At 59.8% G+C, this 18,200-nt stretch carries 18 protein-coding genes; 6 read left to right on the top strand and 12 right to left on the bottom strand.

The annotated features are described in order from the left end of the window. The first annotated feature begins 74 nt into the window (after nt 1-74). On the top strand, nt 75-1,220 hold the full coding sequence (locus tag LKE65_RS12230) for a hypothetical protein (RefSeq protein ID WP_165925078.1): 1,146 nt from the start codon (nt 75-77) through the stop codon (nt 1,218-1,220). Here LKE65_RS12230 and LKE65_RS12235 read toward each other — a convergent pair. The 4 genes from LKE65_RS12235 to LKE65_RS12250 form a co-directional block, all read right to left on the bottom strand. Continuing rightward, nucleotides 1,197-1,832, bottom strand: coding sequence for a Smr/MutS family protein (locus LKE65_RS12235; RefSeq protein ID WP_408744104.1), 636 nt, complete (start codon nt 1,830-1,832; stop codon nt 1,197-1,199). The genes LKE65_RS12230 and LKE65_RS12235 overlap by 24 nt on opposite strands. Nucleotides 1,833-1,992: 160 nt before the next feature. After that, nucleotides 1,993-3,411: a cytochrome-c peroxidase gene (locus LKE65_RS12240; protein WP_086645316.1), complete on the bottom strand. Its 1,419-nt coding sequence runs from the start codon at nt 3,409-3,411 to the stop codon at nt 1,993-1,995. Nucleotides 3,412-3,533: 122 nt separating this feature from the next. After that, on the bottom strand, nt 3,534-4,388 hold the full coding sequence (locus LKE65_RS12245; protein WP_278741520.1) for a DNA-methyltransferase: 855 nt from the start codon (nt 4,386-4,388) through the stop codon (nt 3,534-3,536). After that, complete coding sequence (locus LKE65_RS12250) at nt 4,385-5,065, bottom strand: Tim44/TimA family putative adaptor protein (RefSeq protein WP_278741522.1); 681 nt, start codon at nt 5,063-5,065, stop codon at nt 4,385-4,387. Before LKE65_RS12250 ends, LKE65_RS12245 begins: the two co-directional genes overlap by 4 nt. A 182-nt stretch (nt 5,066-5,247) precedes the next feature. Between LKE65_RS12250 and LKE65_RS12255 the strand changes: the two genes are divergently transcribed. Together LKE65_RS12255 and secB are read left to right on the top strand one after the other, a co-directional pair. After that, nucleotides 5,248-5,766, top strand: coding sequence for a histidine phosphatase family protein (locus tag LKE65_RS12255; protein ID WP_095349022.1), 519 nt, complete (start codon nt 5,248-5,250; stop codon nt 5,764-5,766). A gap of 137 nt (nt 5,767-5,903) precedes the next feature. Next, complete coding sequence (secB, locus tag LKE65_RS12260) at nt 5,904-6,401, top strand: protein-export chaperone SecB (protein WP_086645312.1); 498 nt, start codon at nt 5,904-5,906, stop codon at nt 6,399-6,401. Nucleotides 6,402-6,466: 65 nt separating this feature from the next. Here the strand turns inward: secB and LKE65_RS12265 are convergent, their stop codons facing one another. Next, on the bottom strand, nt 6,467-7,216 hold the full coding sequence (locus LKE65_RS12265) for a uroporphyrinogen-III synthase (RefSeq protein WP_278741524.1): 750 nt from the start codon (nt 7,214-7,216) through the stop codon (nt 6,467-6,469). Between the two features lie 22 nt (nt 7,217-7,238). Next, nucleotides 7,239-8,315 (bottom strand): hydroxymethylbilane synthase, encoded by a 1,077-nt coding sequence (gene hemC / locus LKE65_RS12270; protein ID WP_086645310.1) that lies wholly within the window; start codon nt 8,313-8,315, stop codon nt 7,239-7,241. Nucleotides 8,316-8,461: 146 nt separating this feature from the next. Between hemC and tsaD the strand changes: the two genes are divergently transcribed. Beyond that, nucleotides 8,462-9,568, top strand: coding sequence for a tRNA (adenosine(37)-N6)-threonylcarbamoyltransferase complex transferase subunit TsaD (gene tsaD / locus LKE65_RS12275; protein WP_278741526.1), 1,107 nt, complete (start codon nt 8,462-8,464; stop codon nt 9,566-9,568). Then, the gene (locus LKE65_RS12280) at nt 9,565-10,386 is read left to right on the top strand and encodes a 23S rRNA (adenine(2030)-N(6))-methyltransferase RlmJ (RefSeq protein WP_278741527.1); all 822 of its coding nucleotides are present in this window, start codon (nt 9,565-9,567) and stop codon (nt 10,384-10,386) included. Before tsaD ends, LKE65_RS12280 begins: the two co-directional genes overlap by 4 nt. Before the next feature lie 90 nt (nt 10,387-10,476). Here the strand turns inward: LKE65_RS12280 and LKE65_RS12285 are convergent, their stop codons facing one another. The 3 genes from LKE65_RS12285 to LKE65_RS12295 are packed head-to-tail and all read right to left on the bottom strand — an operon-like array spanning nt 10,477 to nt 14,970. Beyond that, nucleotides 10,477-11,217 (bottom strand): MarC family protein, encoded by a 741-nt coding sequence (locus tag LKE65_RS12285; protein WP_095349025.1) that lies wholly within the window; start codon nt 11,215-11,217, stop codon nt 10,477-10,479. 49 nt (nt 11,218-11,266) lie between these two features. Then, the gene (locus tag LKE65_RS12290) at nt 11,267-13,333 is read right to left on the bottom strand and encodes a lysylphosphatidylglycerol synthase domain-containing protein (RefSeq protein ID WP_165925086.1); all 2,067 of its coding nucleotides are present in this window, start codon (nt 13,331-13,333) and stop codon (nt 11,267-11,269) included. 17 nt (nt 13,334-13,350) lie between these two features. Further along, entirely contained in the window at nt 13,351-14,970 is a 1,620-nt protein-coding gene (locus LKE65_RS12295; protein WP_278741530.1) for a lysine--tRNA ligase, read from the bottom strand. 155 nt (nt 14,971-15,125) lie between these two features. On the opposite strand from LKE65_RS12295, the gene LKE65_RS12300 reads away from it, so the two are divergent. After that, nucleotides 15,126-15,878 (top strand): competence/damage-inducible protein A, encoded by a 753-nt coding sequence (locus LKE65_RS12300; RefSeq protein WP_278741532.1) that lies wholly within the window; start codon nt 15,126-15,128, stop codon nt 15,876-15,878. Between the two features lie 61 nt (nt 15,879-15,939). On the opposite strand, the gene LKE65_RS12305 is transcribed toward LKE65_RS12300, so the two are convergent. From LKE65_RS12305 to LKE65_RS12315, 3 genes are all read right to left on the bottom strand, one after another. Continuing rightward, nucleotides 15,940-16,896, bottom strand: coding sequence for an acetyl-CoA carboxylase carboxyltransferase subunit alpha (locus LKE65_RS12305; protein WP_095349172.1), 957 nt, complete (start codon nt 16,894-16,896; stop codon nt 15,940-15,942). Nucleotides 16,897-16,978: 82 nt separating this feature from the next. Then, nucleotides 16,979-17,911 (bottom strand): tyrosine recombinase, encoded by a 933-nt coding sequence (locus LKE65_RS12310; RefSeq protein ID WP_278741534.1) that lies wholly within the window; start codon nt 17,909-17,911, stop codon nt 16,979-16,981. After that, nucleotides 17,908-18,168 carry a hypothetical protein gene (locus tag LKE65_RS12315; RefSeq protein WP_166110732.1) on the bottom strand — a complete coding sequence of 87 codons (261 nt, stop codon included), beginning with the start codon at nt 18,166-18,168 and terminating at the stop codon, nt 17,908-17,910. The genes LKE65_RS12310 and LKE65_RS12315 overlap by 4 nt, the downstream gene beginning before the upstream one ends. Nucleotides 18,169-18,200 lie beyond the last annotated feature (32 nt).

The raw sequence follows: 18,200 nt of genomic DNA on the forward strand, positions 1-18,200 counted from the left end.
TTCGCATAGTATGGAACCGCGATACCCACAATGAAGGCTATTGGTGTTTGTCTAATCTCATCCCTGCTTCTTCAATGATGCGCCAACACCATGGTCTTGCCCTGTCCCGCCGCCTGTTTCTGGGCGGGGCACTGGGGAGCATGGCCGCAGCGGCCACGGCCCATGCGGCAGATGACATACTGGTAGGCCCGGCCCCCACCGCCACGTCTGACCAGACCACAAAGCTGATTGTGGCTGGCAGTGCAGAAACCCCTTGTGGCGCATGGGCCACCCGGCTGGCTCCGGATATGGCGGAAGAGCTGGGGCAGCCGCCTTTTGACCTCACCTTCACCACCGGGTGGGACGGCGTAACAGGGGCAAACCTGTTTGATGCGCAGGAGCAATTGAGCACCGCATCCAGCACGTTACTTGTACCCGGCACGGCACTTATGGCCGCCATGACCGGGGATAGCCGCGTGCATTACGCGTATCAGCGCTGGCTACCTGTGTTAACAATATGCCAACCCAGCGTGGTTGTGGGGCATGTCAGCCTGCACCGCTCGCTTGGCGTTATTCTGAGCAGCAAAACCACCCGCATTGCGGTTTCCACCCCCACAGGGCCGGAACTGCCGACCCTTCTGGCCTTTGACCTGCTGGCCCTGCGGCCTCTGCCAGTCAGTGGCTATGCCACACCGGATGCCGCCATGGCCGCCCTGACCGGCGGACTGGTCGATGCCATTCAACTCCCTATGGATGCCGCCCTGAAGGAGCGGCTGGACACACTGGCCACCAAAGGGTTTGTCCCGCTCTTTCTCAACACCGTAGCGCCACCCGTGCCAACACCGGCGGATATGGTGTTACCCCCCACCTTCCCGACCATATTGCTGCAAGAACGCAGAACATCCACACCGGCTTTTCTGCCACAGGCATGGCAGGCCATTGCGTCTGCCGCCAGCCTTAAGGCAGCCCTTGTTCTGCCCCTGTTAACGTCCCCCGCCAAAGTAGCGCGCTGGCGGCATGCGGCGGAAACATGCGCAGCCAAACTGAACCTGCAACAGATTGCGCTGGCTAACGGCCAAACCGTACTTTCGGGCGCAAAATGCATTGCCTCCTACGGCATGGCCACTCCCGATGTAAACGTGGGCATGGCACTCCGCCGCTGGCTGGCACTTAACCTGCCACGCTGGCGGAGCACACCAGTCCCCCCTGCGCAGCCCTTACCGCCTGCGCCTGCGCAGTAAAATCCGGACGGAGCCTTTATTCCCCTCATGGGGGTAAGCCAGCCCCAGTATGCTGGCCCGCATTTCCGGCCGCTCCAGCCAGTGGGGCAGTTCGCGCCGTAAAATGCCGCCTTCCTGCCCTGTGCCCAGCCCTGTAATAATTTCCACACAGCGCAGGCCACGGTGGGCAGCAACATCCATGAACTCTCTAAGCCGCACAAACGCTTCCTGCGCGACCATACCGTGCAGGTCGAGGCGTTTTTCCACCCGCATGCTCCCCTGGTGGAAACGCCGCCAGCTATAGTCATCCACACCGGGCTGGCGCTGGCCAATTTTTTCCGCAATGGGCGGCGCTGGCCGTACCGTTATGGGGGCTACCGCTGGAGCAGGGTGGACTGTGGGGCGCACCTCCCACAACAGGCTCCCGGCGGGCCTGACCTTGGGCGGATTTTTTTTATAATGCGTTTGCGGAATAGCCGCGGCACCCTCCGGCACAGGGGGCGCATCCCGGCCGAATGCCGTATCCGCCATGGGGGGAACAAGGCTGGCGCTGGTCAGGGGGGCCACATCACGCACCACCAGCGCCCAGAGCTGCTTTTCCGCCTCCTGTAACTGACGCCGCCTTTTTACCACCCTGTCCACCTATCGCGCTTTATTCCAACCGATCTGGCCCGGCATACCCTGCCACAAACACAAACGGCCCGCCCCACAGGCTTTATCACCTGCGGACGAGCCGTTGTTCAAGCACAGAAAGCGGGCATCCTCAAAGATGCCCGCCCCGTGTCTTTCTGTTTTACTGTTTGGTGTTGGTCAGTTCATGGCCTTCATACTTGCCCGTCAGGGTTTGCAGGAACGCCACAATATCCGCCACATCCTGATCAGACGGGTTGCTATCCGGCGTCTGGTAACGGGCCATTTTGCGCACGGCTTCATCCAGTGTTTTTACGCTGCCATCGTGGAAGTAAGGCGCGGTCAGCGTAATGTTGCGCAGGGTGGGCACCACAAAGCGGTTCTGGTCCAGCTTGTTATGGCTGATGGCGTAGATCCCTTCATCCGCATCAGTCAGCTTGCCGCCACGATCCTTGAAGTAATCGGACTCCAGCCCCATGACTTCGTAACCACCGCCACCAACACCAATGCCGCTATGGCAACCCGAGCAGCCAATGGCCTTGAACCGCTCATAACCACGTTTGGCCTGCGGGCTGATCGCGTCTTCCTTGCCCTTGAGGTATTCATCAAACGGGCTGTCTGGCGTGATCAGGGTTTTTTCAAACTCGGCAATGGCCTGCGTAATGGTCTGCTGATCAACCTGCACATCCGGGCCAAAGGCGGCTTTGAACATACCGGCGTAATCGGGGTCTGCTGCCAGCTTCTGGGCAACTTCCGACCAGTCATGCGATCCCATTTCCAGCGGGTTCATAACCGGGCCTGCGGCCTGTGCGGCAAGGTCTGGCGCACGGGCATTCCAGAACTGGGCGATCTTGAAATACGCATCATACACGGTTGGCACGTTAATCGGGCCTTTCTGGCCGCCAATACCTGTTGCGGTTACCAGATTATCCACCCCGCCCTTGTCCAGCCCGTGGCAGCTTGCGCAGTTGAGCGTGTTGTCGCCTGACAGTTTTTTGTCAAAAAACAGCTTTTTGCCCAGTGCAACCTTTACCGGGTCCACCTCCACGCTTTCCGGCACGGGGCGTACAGGCTCGGCAGCTAGTGCCTGGGTTGCACCCGTATTGGCGTAGTATTTACGCCGGGTCTGCTGCACCCATGCCAGAATGTCCTGCCGCTCGGCATTGGACAGGTGCGCATGCCAGTGCAGCAGCAGGTACTGTGCCGGGGGCATGCGGTTCTGCACAATGACTTCCTCAATGCGCGACAGTTCTTCTTCCGACGGCGGCGTACCGTGTTCAAACGCATGCAGAACAGGTTCCATACGGAAATGGCGCAACCCCTGATCGCGATCCCGTTCCATAATCGTGTTCGCCACTGGCAGACGGAAGTAAAAAGGCAGGTCCCGACCTGTTGCATGGCAGTAATCGCAACGTGCTTCATTCAGCGCATTAAACGCAGCCAAAGCAACGGGGTCTTTATGTGTTGGTGAAGACGGCACAAGCTCTGTTGCCGTTACATGGTCGTAATGCTGCAAAAACGCAACTGTACCACCGTATGCCAGCAAGCCGACCCCTGCCAGAGAAACTAATATACGTTTCAAACCCCGATCCCCCGGTTCTATTTCTTTCTCTTATACGTTTTATTCATTCTTGAGCCCGTTGTGTTTGATGCACATCAAAATGTCAAAACGATTATTTTTATCGTAATAATAGATAAATCCGATCAGGCGAGCGGGCTGTTCACCAGATCGTGCATAAGACGTGCCCGGGCTATGGCCACGTACTCCGCATCTATTTCCATCCCCACACCACTACACCCAAGGCGCTGGGCGGCCAGCAGAGTGGTGCCTGTGCCCATAAATGGGTCAAGCACCCGGCCTTTGGATTTGCCATGGAGCAGAATGCACTGCTCGGGCAGGGCTATGGGGAAAGTGCCGGGATGATCAAATTTTTCCGCCCGCCCGCGCACGGTCTCGTAAGGAATAAACCACGCATCCCCCCGGCAGCGGCGATCCTGCTGGTGGCCACGGCGGGCAATGTTGGTTTTGTCCTTGTAGGGCACACCCGCGCTCAGCCGGTCCAGCGGCACATCCCCTTCGAGCGTAAAGTGAAAAAGATGTTCATGCCCACGGTGCAGGTAGCGCTGGCTGTTCATGGGTTTAAAATGGCCAAAACTATCCTCCCCCACGGAGATGGATTTGACCCATGAAATATGGTTTTGCAGCACAAACAGGTCGCGCAGGCGCACGGCCAGCTCAAACGGCAGCCACGGCTGTGCAGATGAGCCTGAGATATTCAGAAAAAACGACCCGTCCGGCTTAAGCACCCGTTGTAACTGTGTGGCAACCTCCACCATCCAGTCCAGATAATCGTTTTCTTCCCGCCGGTCGGGGTAGCTCCGGTAGGACAGGCCAATATTGTAGGGGGGGGATGTAACAATCACATCCACGGTTTCGGCCTGCATGCGCCGTAATGCGCGCAGGCAGTCGCCTAGGACAATGTCCTGACGACCAACCTTATAGCGTTTTGCCCGTGCGGGCGGGGTGATGGAACCCGTGGCCGGCTTGTCCGCACTCACGCACTACGCGCCGCCGCAAGACGCCAGCCACTGCCACCAACGCCCAGCAGGCGTTCGAGCGTCCACATATCGGAAAACTCGGTCACGGCATCCGTGCCGGTAACTGGCTGGCCAGCCTGATCTTCCACCAGACTGATCTGGTCGGAAACAATGCGCACATCAATGGCGACCCCAAGCCCTACGTCCAGCTTTGTCAGCCGCACGTCCTCAATGGCGAGCGAGCGCACGGCCTGAATGTCTGTCCGCTGCTTCTGCCCGGCGGCTTCACGCGCGGTAATGGCGGCATCGAAGGAGTTATAGACTGCAGGTGTCAGGTAGGTTTGCAGCACATCCCGGTTACCCTGAGCGTAGGCTTCCACAACCTGTGAGAACACGGTCTGCACGCTCATCAGGAACTGCTGGGGGGTAAATGCTGTATCCTGCTGGTTAATCTCAATCAGCAATTGCCCAACCCGCGTGCCGGGGGATGGCACATCGTATTCAACAGCGGGGCCAACTGGCTCCACCTTGTTTTCCACCACACGGGGCGCTGCCTCCGCACGGGGGGGAACAGGCATGGTGGGGGGCTGGATGCCAACACGCTTACCCAGAACACTCCGCAACCGCAGAGCCAGAAAAGCGGCTACCAAAGCCAGAAGAACCAGATCGACCGGAAAGTGGTCGAGAGAAAAATCCATCTGTTAAACGTCCACCAATCTGCCTGCACACAGCGTTTGCAGGTTTATATATTATTACGGGAAGAGCACTTTCCCTCGGGCTCTCATTATCACATAGTCATGACAGAGTGCGGTTACAATGAATACCAGTCCATCCGCCCTTGTAAAAGACCATTCCTGTTTTAAAAACCACTCAGGCTACCATGATCATCCTGCGTCATTGCGAAAGTGAGTTCAACCGCCTGTATAACCTGAGCGGGCGAGACCCCTGCGTGCCCGACCCTGCCCTTTCCGCCCATGGGCAGGACCACGCTTATGCTCTGGTGGATGAACTCCGGCACAAAAACATTACGCGCATTCTGGTTTCGCCCTTTACCCGTACCCTGCAAACGGCCACCCCCATTGCCCGCGCGCTGGGCCTTACACCACAGATAACGCCCCTTGTGCGCGAGCGGGGTATGTATTCATGCGATGTTGGATCCCCCGCCTCCGCACTCATGCAGGACTGGCCGCAGCTTGATTTTGCCCATCTGCCGGAAAAATGGTGGTCTCCCTTACCAGAATCCGACCGTGCACTCAGCCTGCGGGCGCAGCAGTTCCGTGAGCAGATGCGCAAGGACGCCCCGCATGAGCACACATTGGTTGTTTCCCACTGGTGGTTCCTGCTTGAACTGAGCAACCAAAGCCTGGAAAACGGGGACTGGCTGCATCTTTCCCCGTAAAAACAAACGCCCGCACCCTCCCTCCGGCATGGTGCATACGCCCTGAAAAGACCCGGATTGGAGTGTTGGCTAACCCCGCAGGTCATGCTACCGCCTTAAGGGAACCCAATACGTTTGAGAGCAGGAAGCTGTCATCAATGTCCGATACTGCCCAGTCCGTTCCGCCCGCCCTGCCACTGGCCATTAACCTCCAGTACACGCGCGATCTTTCCTTTGAAGTGCCCGTTGGGGCAGAAATCTTTGCAACCCTGCGCGCTCAGCCCCAGATCAGCGTAAACATCGATGTGCAGACCAACCGCCTGCAGAGCGATCAGATGGTTTACGAAGTCATCCTGAGCATCAAGGCCGAAGCCAAGGAAGCCCCGGAAACGGAAAACGGCCCCGCCGGGCGCACGGTGTTCCTGACCGAACTGGTTTATGCAGCCGTTGTCACCCTGACCAACCCGCCGCCTGAACTGGTTGAACCCATTCTGCTGGTTGAAGTCCCGCGCCTGATCTTCCCCTACGCGCGCAACATCATCAGCGATGTCACGCGTGATGGTGGGTTCCCCCCCATTGTGCTGCAGCCGATCGACTTTGTGGCCCTGTGGCAGGCCCGCCGCGCAGAATTCCCCGAAGCAGCAGGCCACGCATAAGCCTCTGCTTTGGGTGTAACCGCGCCTTGCAAAAACCCGGCTGCCATTATGGTAGCCGGGTTTTTTTATGTGTTCAGGCAACCCAGAGCTGCAAGCATGGCCGGGGCATCGGGCGTAGCGGCCACCGTAACCGGCCCCTGCCAGCCCGCAAGCTGCACCGCCTGCGCTACCTCGTGCGAAATCACAACGGCGCGCAGGGCCAGCACCTGTGCATACAGGTGGCTACGGGGCACACTGGCCAGCCAGCTCCGGGCACTCCGGGCCGAAAAAAACAGAACCGCTGCAACCTGCCCGGCCTGCAATGCCTGACCGGCAGAGGCGGGAAAATCCACCACCGCACTGGCTCGGTACGCAACCCGCCGTACAACACTAAAACCGTGGCTGCGCAGGCTTTGCGCCAGTTCCACCCCCTGCCCCGCGCCGGAAAAAAGCAGAAGTGTTCCCTGCTCCGGGGAGCACATACCAACCAGCAGACGTACGAGCGCCTGCGCATTACCCTTGGCACTGCACACGGTAACAAACCCTGCCGCCCGCGCTTTTTGCGCAGTGCGGTCGCCCACAGCAAAAACAGGAATGGAGGGGCTGACACTTTCCGCCGCAGCGGCAACTGCCTGCCCACTGGTCAGCAGTAATGCAGCAGGCTGGCGTGGCAAATGCCGCACAGGACAGGCACACACATGCAAGGCCGGAGCAGGAACAGGCACCCACCCCGCGCGGGCCACCGCCAAAGCCGTCTCCCCCAACCCCGGCTCTGGCCGGGTGATGAGAACACCACGCAACGACGGCAGCAACGAACGCGAAGACGGCGGAGGCATGGAAGACGGCCTGTGTGTGTTTTTACGCGTTTTCCTCAAAAATATCGGCCGGGCTATCCCTGCGCAGGCTGCACCCGAGTTCACGCCCCAGCCGTGCGGCATCTTCGGGCGCACCACTTATGCTGCGCTTGAGCAGGAAGGACCCGTCCTCCCGCGCCACAAGGCCGGTCAGGTGCAGTTTGGGCGTATCCCCTGCCACAACGGGAATAAGCTGGGCATAGCCCCCAATCGGCGTACGGCATGACCCGTCCAGCTCTGCCAGCAGGGCGCGCTCGGCCGTGGCAACGGCGCGGGCTTCGTAATCCTCAATGGCGGACAGCAGTTCGCGCAGTTCAACATCGTCCTCACGCACCGTCACGCCAACAATACCCTGCCCGGCGGCTGGAACCATAACGGTAGGGGAAAGCACAATACTGGCGCGCTCGGCCATGCCAAGGCGGCGCAGGCCAGCCAGCGCAAGCAAGGTGGCATCGCATTGCCGGGCGGCTAGCTTGTCGAGTCGGGTCTGCACGTTGCCGCGTAGCAAGCCAAACTTCAGGTCCGGGCGTACATGCAGCATCTGCGCCTGACGGCGAACAGAAGCACACCCGACCAGAGCGCCTTCGGGCAAAGCCGAATACGGATCATCCGGATCGGACTGTTCCAGCCGGGGGCCAAGGATCAGCGCGTCCCGTGCATCTTCGCGCTTGAGCGTGCAGGCCAGCACCAGACCGGGGGGGAGTGTTGTTTCCAGATCCTTGAGGCTATGCACGGCAAAATCAATCCGCCGGTCTGCCAGAGCCTCATGAATTTCCTTTGCAAACAGGCCCTTACCGCCAATTTCCGCAAGCCTGCGGTTTTGCACCTGATCACCCGTGGTGTTGATCTGGTGTTCCTGAAAAGCGTTCATGTCCCGCAAGACGGGGCAGAAGCGTGTCAGCGTGGTCAGGAAGGCGCGTGTCTGGACCAACGCCAGAGGCGACCCACGCGTACCCACGCGCAAAGGCAGGGAGTGACGTCCCGAATGACTGCCCGCCTTTTTCTGGCGTGCAGCCGCTTCTGCGGCAATCTCCTGCAAGGCGGGAGAAAGGACAGGTGAGGAAGGGTAGGCTGAATCCATAAGATGTGTCTATTACCGGGAATGGAGAAAGGACAAGATACGATGAAGCCCGGCTGGTCTGAAAAACTTGCGCGACCGGAAAAACATTCCGCCCCTCCCCATCCGTTGCATTCGTGCAAGAATACCGCTTTTTTTATGGTGCGTCCATGAGTGACCTTTCCGCCACCCATCAGCCCGCCGGGCCTGTTCTGGCCATCGAATCCTCCTGTGACGAAACCGCCTGCGCCATTCTGGCCCCCGATGGCACCTGCCTTGCCCAGCGCGTTGTCTCGCAGGATGGGCATGCGGATTTTGGGGGGGTGGTGCCAGAAATAGCTGCCCGCGCGCATCTGGCCCTCCTGCCTGCCCTGGTCGAGGCAACATTGGCAGATGCAGGGCTGACCACCACGGACCTTGCCTTTATTGCCGCCAGCACAGGGCCGGGGCTGATTGGCGGGCTGATCGTTGGCACAAGTTTTGCCAAAGGGCTGGCTCTGGCGCTGAATATTCCTTTTGTTGCGGTCAACCATGTGGAAGCCCATGCCCTGACCGCCCGCCTGCCCGGTATTGTGCCCGATGGTGCGCCTTTCCCCTACCTGTTGCTGCTGGTTTCTGGCGGGCATTGCCAGTGCATTGCGGTGGAAGGCGTTGGCCAGTACCGCAAACTCGGCGGCACCATAGACGATGCAGCAGGCGAAGCATTTGACAAGGTCGCAAAAATGCTCGGCCTTGGCTGGCCCGGTGGCCCGGCACTGGAAAAACTGGCCCAGATGGGCAACCCGGATGCCATAGCCCTGCCCCGCCCGCTCCTGCACCGGCCGGGGTGTGACTTCTCATTCTCCGGGCTTAAAACCGCAATTGCGCAAAAACTGGCCCCTTACGGGCAGGCTCCCCTGCCCCACCAGTTTGCCGCCGACCTTGCGGCATCCTTCCAGCAGGCGGTGGCCGATGTTGTGGCCGACCGCATCAACCATGCGCTGGACATGATGCCACAGGCCCGCCTTCTGGTTGCCGCTGGTGGCGTTGCCGCCAACACCACCCTGCGCGCCAGACTGGAGGACGTAGCCCACAAGCGCGGCCTGCGCTTTGCCGCACCTCCGCTCCGGCTTTGCACGGATAATGCCGTTATGGTCGGCTGGGCAGCCCTTGAAACATGGCGTGAAAGCGCTGAACGCGGCCTGCCCGCACCCAACAACACAACCCTGCGCCCACGCCCGCGCTGGCCACTGGAAGACATGGCCCAGCGTTTTGAACCCGATCAGGCCTCCGCATGAACTATCGCCACATCTACCACGCAGGCAATTTTGCCGACTGCATGAAGCACACGTTGCTGGTCAGCCTGCTCCAGCATTTTCTGCGCAAGGAAGCGCCTTTTCTGGTGCTGGACACCCATGCCGGTATTGGCCGGTATGACCTTGAAAGCCCCGAGGCCGAAAAAACCGGCGAATGCCACAGTGGTATCGGCAGACTATGGGCAGAAGCGCCAGACAGCCCGCTTGCTCCATGGCTGGAGCTGGTACGCAGGGCTGGCGGGCCACGCTTTTACCCCGGCTCCCCCCTGCTGGCATCGCTCATGCTACGCCCACAGGACCAGTTGATCTGCTGCGAAAAACATCCGGTGGACAAACGGGCACTGTACCGCCTGTTTGCAGGCCAGCCCAACATAAGCGTGCATGAGCGCGATGCGTATGAGAGCCTGCGTGCACTCCTCCCCCCCAAAACAGCAAAACGCGGTCTTGTGCTGATCGACCCACCATTTGAGGAACCGGGGGAATTTGACCGTCTGGCCGAAGCACTTCAGACCATTCGCACCCGCTTTGCCGCAGGCATGATTGCGGTGTGGTACCCCATCAAGCACAGAACACCTGTGCGCCAGTTCCATACCAGCGTGGAGCAGGCGGGGCACCGCAACGTGCTGGTGGCGGAACTGCTGATGCGCCCACCCCACAACCCCGATGCCCTCAATGGGGCGGGGCTATTGGTGATCAAGCCACCTTACGGTTTTGCAGCACAGGCACAGCAGCAGCTTGAGCGGCTGAAAACGGCACTTGGTGCGTTTGACGCCACAGTAAATGAACTGGTGCCTGAATAAACCAGCCCCCCCCCCTTTTTTGCGTAAAGAGGCCTCATGCCTCAGTCGGAAGAAGGGGCGTGGATATGAGCATAAGGGAGGTCGCCCTGCTTAAGCGGGGCGGCTGACATCCTTGAGCAGGCTGTGCCACATATCTGTTGCAAAGCCCTGCACGCCTGCTGCCAGAATCTGCACGCCAATGCACAGCAGAACGAGTGCCGCCATCCGGCTGACAATCCGCGTGCCGGTTACACCCAGCATGGATACCAGTTTTTCCGAGCTGGAATACGCAGCCCACACGATCAGCACCACGCAGATAGCAGCAACAGTCGTACCCGCCGAATATGCCCAGAAGGAATGACCTGACGGACAACCCGAGCCCAGGGCAATAGCCACGGCAATTGTGCCCGGCCCAACGGTAAAGGGCATAGCGAGCGGGAAAAACGCCGTATCTGCCCAGTTGGGCGACATAACGGTGCGCCCACCCTGCAGGGCCTGTTTTTCCTTCTGCGCTTCCACACTCTCCGGGCTTTGCAGCAGGGCCCATGCCCGCACGGCCACAACCAGACCGCCGGCCACACGCAGGGCGTTAACGGTTACGCCAAAAAACGCCAGAACAAGGCTGCCAAACCACAGGGAAACAATGATCAGCATAAAGGAATAAAAAGAAACCAGCCGCGCAAGAGCCATAATCTCGCGCTGGGAGCGGCCATCGGACGCCTGAGCAAAAATAAGAGCCGCGCCAAATGGATTAACAATGGAAAACAGGGCGGGAAAAGCCAGCAGAAAAGAGGAAATCCCTGTCCTGACCATACTGCCGCTTAGCAGAACCTCGGGAAGATGCGCCGCCATAACCCTGCCCGGAACTCCAACACAAACACCATACCGGCCAACAGGCCGCTCAAAGAGGGACGTCGGTTACGTCCCGGTTGGCTTTATAGGTTTTTACAAAACGCGAGACCAGAGCAATATCCTCCGGCGGGTAACACAGATTGGTATTGCTGCCATCTTCAAGCGGCCACACATTCAGCCCGATGTCGTTATAAATCCGGATAAAGCTGCCCCCCACCTGCCAGAAGGCAAGCCGCAGCCCCTGCTGTAAGGCCAGATCCCGCAATCGCCAGATGGCCGAAATGCTGTCATCCTCCCCGCCAGCGGGGTCCCCCAGCCCGACGAGCAGGTTCCCACGGTGGATAAAGGGAATAACCGCATCCCCGGCCTCCCCTTCCACAAAGCCTTCGGGCTTCATGTCTGCAATGTCAGGCAGGGCGTGTTCGAGCGTTCCGTAATGCTCGGCCATATCCTGCGTCCATGACTGGATAGGAATACGGGCAGGCCACATCAACCGTGCCAGCACGACCAGAGCCAGCAGCACCGCCAGTGCCACGGTCCAGCGTACGGCCCCATGCGCGGGGGAAGCAAGAATAAGCTGCCACCAGCTCCCTGCCCCGGCATTGCGCGTGGCCAGAGCAATAATGCAGGCAAAAAACAGCAACAGACACAAAAGGTTGGAGCGCGACAGCGGTTCGCTCAGCAATTCGGCGCGGCGGTAATAGCAGTTCCGGAACGGCGCAATGAACAGTGCGGACAACCCCAGCATAACGGGCACAAAAATTGTGTTCCCGCGCAGAAAAGTCATGACCGTTGCCACCAGCAACAGGCCCAGCGCCCCCCGCCATGCCAACGTTACCCGCTGGGAAAGACCAATAGCCATGCCAATCAGCGCAACCCCCATAAGAGAGAGCAGATAGTTACCCCCCACATGCACAAGGCCCGCAAACGTGTCCGGCAGCATGGAAAACTTGGGAACAGGCTCCATCAGCACAAGGCAGAGCAGCAGCACGCCACACAGCGAGACAGCGCCCGTTGCCACAGCAACAGAAAAAGCCGCTTCGCTCTCACGCACAACCTGACTGGGCCTGCGCCGGACAACCTGTGCATCCTTGCCACGTTTGCGGTTTTTCTTTTTGGCAAGAGCGGCATCCCCCCGCAGGAACAGCTCATGCCCGGCAAACATGATGCCCGCCAGAAAGAGAGGAATAATGTAGTAAAAAAGGCGAAAAATCAGCACCACACCCAAAATCTGGGGGGCAGGCATATATGGGCCGAGCGCCAGCAGCATGGCCCCGTCAAACACCCCCAGCCCGCCGGGCACACTCGCCACCAGCCCGGCCGTGTAAGATGCAATATAAATAGCCAGAAAAGAGCCAAAATCTACCCCGCACCCTTTGGGCAGCAGCACAAAGGCAATGCTGGCGGTTGCTGCAACTTCTGCCGTAGCCACCACAGTCTGCATGAAAGCCATACGGGGAGATGGCAACGCAACAACCCATTTACGGAACCGGAATTCGCGCAGCCAGAAGGACAGCCCGATATACCCGGCTACCATCAGCCACAGCAGCCCGCCCACAAAGGCCAGCACCACCTGCGGTACACGGTTGCCAATACCGGGCAGTACCGAAGGCTCCAGAATAAGCACCGCCCCAATAAGGACCGCAGCCCCCAGCAGGTAGGTGGCAGAGCAAAAGGCAATAATCTGGGTAATAGCAAAGGCGTTAACGCCCCAGTTACGGTACAGCCGGTACCGGACCGCCGCCCCGGAAACTGCCGAAAAACCAAGGTTATGCGACAGCACATAAGAGCAGAAAGCCGCAAACGCCGCCCGGCGGAAAGGCAATTGCCCATACCCGACCTGAATAGCGGCCAGCCGGTCGTAAAAAGACAGAATAAAGTAGGACAGCAGTGTGCAGCCAACGGCAGCCCATAGCTGGAAGGCGGGAATAGCCTCCATCGCCTGCCGGATGTCAGTCATTTTCAGGTGCCGCACCTCATGCTGCACCACAAGAATGGCCGCCACCATCAGCACCAGCCCGACCAGATGGGGGAGATGCCTCAGCCGCTTTTTCCATCCCTTTTCCCCTCCGTGGAGGTCAGGTTGCTGGTCGGGGAGCTGGGGCATCTGTGTCATCTACTGCCAGACCCTGCTTAAACCTGCGTATCTCGCAAGAGGGCGGCGTCTATAAGGGCAATTGTTTCTGGCACACCGTACAGTGCAACAAAGCCGCCAAAGCGTGGCCCTTCCTTTTGCCCCAGAAGCACCTCGTACAGGCAGCCAAACCAGCTTCTAAGCGGTTCAAACCCGTGGCGCTTGCCAATTTCAAACACCAGATTCTGCAAGATGGATGCGTCTGCCGCCTCCCCTTCAAAACCCCGCAGGGTTTCGGCCAGATCCACAAGTGCCGCGCGTTCCTTATCCGTTGGAGCACGGAAGGTTTTGGCGGGGCGGACAAAGTCCGCGTAATAAGCAATGGCATGCTTGACCAGTTCGGCCAGCATGGGATGCGTCTGTGGTGACACGGCACTGTCGTAACGGCGGATAAAGCCCCACAGCACTTCGGGCGTATCCGCATTGGCAACGCTGGCCAGATTGAGCAGCATGCCAAACGGTACCGGGCTTCCGGCATCTTCCGGCACGCTGCCTTTGTGAATGAACCATGCAGGGTTTGCCCGCAGGTCATTCCCTGCCGGGTTTTCTGCCTGAAGGACGCGCGCCTTGTCCGCGTGGGTCAGGTAGTCATCCGCCGTTTTGGGGATCACATCAAAATACAGCCGTTTGGCCCGCTGCGGCTGGTTGAACATGAACTGGCCAAGGCTTTCCGGCGGGGCATAACGCAGCCACTCTTCCACCGACAGGCCATTGCCTTTGGATTTGGAGATTTTTTGCCCCTGCTCATCCAAAAACAGTTCGTAGGTCAGGCCCGCAGGCGGTGTGCCGCCCAGAATTTTGCAGATGCGGCCAGACAGGCGCACGCTGTCGATCAAATCCTTGCCCGACATTTCGTAATCAACGCCCAGCGCATACCAGCGCATGGCCCAGTCGGCCTTCCACTGCATTTTGGCGTGACCACCTGTAACCGGCGTTTCAAACACCTCGCCAGTTGCTGGGTCGGTCCAGCGCACTGTGCCTGCTGCGGCATCAATCGCGTCCATTTTAACCTGCATGACCTCCCCCGTACGGGGGTGCAGCGGCAGAACGGGCGAATAGGTTGCCCGGCGGTCCGGCCCCAATGTGGGCAGGATTACAGCCAGAATCTGGTCGTGTACTTCCAGCACCCGCAGCAGGGCCGCATCAAACCGGCCGGAGGTGTAGTACTGGGTGGAGGAGGCAAATTCGTATTCGAACCCGAAACTGTCCAGAAACGCGCAGAGTCGGGCGTTATTGTGCGCTGCAAACGACTCGTGCGTGCCAAACGGGTCCGGCACGCGGGAGAGGGGCTGCCCTATGTATTTCTGCAGCATCTCACGCTGGGGCACGTTATCGGGCACCTTGCGCAGGGCGTCCATATCGTCCGAAAAAGCCAGCAGGCGCGACGGGCGGCCCGTAAGCGCCGTATAGGCCTGCCGCACCCAGGACGTGCGCGCGACCTCACCAAAGGTACCGATATGAGGCAGGCCGGAAGGGCCATACCCGGTTTCCAGCAGAGCCGGGCGCTCATCGGCGCCTGTGCTGCTACGTGTTGCAACATGATCGGCCAGTTTGCGCGCCTCTTCAAAAGGCCACGCGCGCGGAAGATCGGAAGCGGATGCTGTTTGGCTATCTGACATGCGCGGGAAGCTATGAATTGCGTGGCACCCGGTCAATGCAAAAACGCGCAGGACACCCTTCGTGGTGTAATTTTTACGCCCATTGACCCCGCAAACACTCCGCTCCATCCTTGCGGGCAGTTAAGAAGCCCAGAACAAAAGGTCAAACCCGAGTCATGCGCCGCACTTCTGCACTCATTCTTATTGGTAACGAAATCCTTTCTGGCCGCACACGGGACGACAACATCCAGTTTCTGGCGCTCCGGCTGGGAGAACTGGGGATTCCCCTGGTCGAAATCCGCGTGATCCCCGACATCAAGGCCACCATCATCAACACGGTCACGGAATTACGCGCCCGCTTTGACGAGGTGTTCACAACCGGCGGCATTGGCCCGACACATGATGACATTACATCCCCCTGCGTAGCCGAAGCCTTTGGGGTGCCGTGGGAAATTCATGCCCCCACCTTTGCCGTGCTGCAAGAACGCTTTGGGCCGGAAAACTTCAATACAGCCCGCCAGCGCATGGCCAAACTGCCCAAAGGGGCAACCCCCATTGCCAACCCCGTCTCCATTGCGCCGGGCTTTAGTATTGGCAATGTGCATGTGCTGGCTGGCGTCCCCCGCATCATGCGCGCCATGTTTGAAGAACTGGCCCCGACCTTGCAGAAAGGTGCGCCAGTTTTTTCACGCACATGGCACACCACACTGCTGGGTGAAGGCGCGCTGGCCGATGGGCTGGAAGCGATACAGGAACGATTTACCGATCTGGATATCGGCTCCTACCCGTTCCACCGTGAAGGTGGCCACGGCGTGGCTCTTGTAGCCAAAGGTCAGGACAAGCAGCGCGTGAACGATGCGGCACAGGCCATCCACGACCTGCTCAAAGAAAAAGGCGGCTCACCCGTGGAAGGTGAACCGCCTGTCTGATCCGCTTGGTACCCGCATCCTGCTGACCGCGCCGGAGTGGTGCGGTCAGGCGTGGTGCGGTTCAGTGCAGGGCTTCACGCCCCATAGCCAGAAACTTCTCGCGGCGCAGTTCCTTCAGCTTTTCCGGCGCCAGCGGCAGCAGGTCTTTCAGCATCGCACCCAGCGCACCACGGACGGCATCCATGGCGGCGGCCGGGTCACGCTGGGCGCCCCCCACGGGTTCGGGAATGATCTGGTCGATCAGGCCAAGGCGCTTGAGGTCCTGAGCAGTCAGACGCAGCGTTTCCGCCGCCGTGCTGGCCTGCTTGGGGTCACGCCACAGGATGGAGGCGCAGGCCTCGGGCGAGATAACGGAGTAAATGGCGTGTTCGAGCATAAGAACCCGATCCCCAGCCCCCAGCGCCACCGCACCACCTGACCCACCTTCGCCAATAACCGTGGCGATCAGGGGAACAGGAGCGTCAAAACAGGTGGCAATGGAACGGGCAATGGCTTCAGCCTGCCCACGCTGTTCCGCATCAATACCCGGCCATGCACCTGCGGTATCAATAAAGGTGAGAATCGGCAGCTTGAACTGGCCAGCCATCTTCATCAGCCGTTGGGCCTTGCGGTAGCCTTCGGGCCGGGCCATGCCAAAGTTGTGCTGGAGCCGGGTTTCCAGGTCCGAGCCACGCTCGGTCCCGATCACCATTACGGGCATGCCATCAAAACGGCCAATGCCACCAATAATGGCCTTGTCATCCCCAAACAGCCGGTCGCCTGCCAACGGCGTAAAATCCGTTATGAGCCGACCAATATAGTCCTGCGTATGCGGACGCTGGGCATGACGGGCCACCTGCACTTTCTGCCAAGGTGTGAGCTTGGCGTAGATCGTGCGCAGGTGCTTTTCCGCCTTATCAGAAAGGCGGGCCGTCTCTTCTTCTATATTGACCCCTTCGGGGTCGGTCATCTGCCGCAGTTCGTCGATCTTGTTCTCAAGTTCGGCGACGGGCTTTTCGAAATCCAGGAACTGACGCATGAGCAAAGCCGATAGCACAATGGCGCTTAAAGCCAAGTCACTTCGTGCATCCAAATGTGTTCTGGGTGTGCTTTTTACGCTCTCAATCGTCCAAAGTGGTGTTTTGAGAGGCTGAGAGCGGGTGATGTTCGGCCACAACCTGCCGCAACCGCTCGGTCTGCACATGGGTATAAATCTGGGTTGTGGCAATATCCGCATGCCCCAGCAGCATTTGCAGCGCACGCAGGTCCGCCCCATGCGCGAGCAGGTGGGTCGCAAAAGAGTGGCGTAACACGTGGGGGGAAAGACGCGCAGGCTCCAGCCCGGCCTTTAACCCCACATCATGCAATATCCGGTCAAAAGCCTGCCGGGTCATGGCCCGTGCGGGGTTCCGCCCGGGAAAAAGATAGGGGCTGTTCAACCCTGCATCGGCCTGCACAAGCGCACTGGCCGCCTGCCGCGCACTATCGGAAAGCGGGACAAGCCGCTCCCGCCCGCCTTTGCCGCGCACGCTGAGCATGCGCTGGTCCCCCGCCAAAGCCTGCCGGGGCAGCACCAGCAGCTCAGAAATCCGCAACCCCGATGCGTACAGCAGCTCCAGCGCCGCCCGCGCCACCAAAGCCCGGCGCTTTTTGGCGGGGGAGGCTCCTTCCGGCTCCACGCAGGCATCAAGCAGGGCCTGCACTTCCGATTCGGACACAAAGCGCGGCAGAGCCTGCTCCGCACGGGGGGAATCGAGGTGCTCGGCCGGATTATCCGCCCGCAGGCCCTCACGCAGTAAAAACAGATAGAACTGCTTTATGCACGACAGGCGGCGCGCCACGGTACGCCGCGACTGCGCCTGTGCAGACAGGTCCGCCAGCCAGCTACGCAGGCCGTCAGCACTCGCCGTGCTCAGGGTCTGCCCCACGGCCAGCAAACTCTGCGCACAGGATGCAAGATCAGCCTGATAAGCCAGCAGGGTATTTGGGGCGGCCGCACGCTCGGCCGCCTGCATTTCCAGAAAAAGCTCTACACAGCCTTCCGCGTTGCTCACGGGTGAGCGGGAGCCTGCACTGTGGGAGAAATGCTGACCTGAGCAGGGGCTGCTGGCACAACAGGCGTTACAACTGGCACTGCAGGAGCCGGAGGCACGGCAACGGAAGGGGTTGTTGCCACCGCTTCGGCCGCAAATGGCAGGTCATGATGGACGGGCTGCGGCACGGGTGGTCGACCGGCAACCCCAAGGGCGGCAAAGCCCCCCAGCGCGCCAAGAACAACAACGGCAAAAACGATCAGAACCATACGGCTCATTCGGGCAGGCTCCCCTTACAACAGATATAGGT

Origin of the sequence: Acetobacter fabarum (assembly GCF_022483405.1) — a bacterium.
Taxonomy (GTDB): domain Bacteria; phylum Pseudomonadota; class Alphaproteobacteria; order Acetobacterales; family Acetobacteraceae; genus Acetobacter; species Acetobacter fabarum.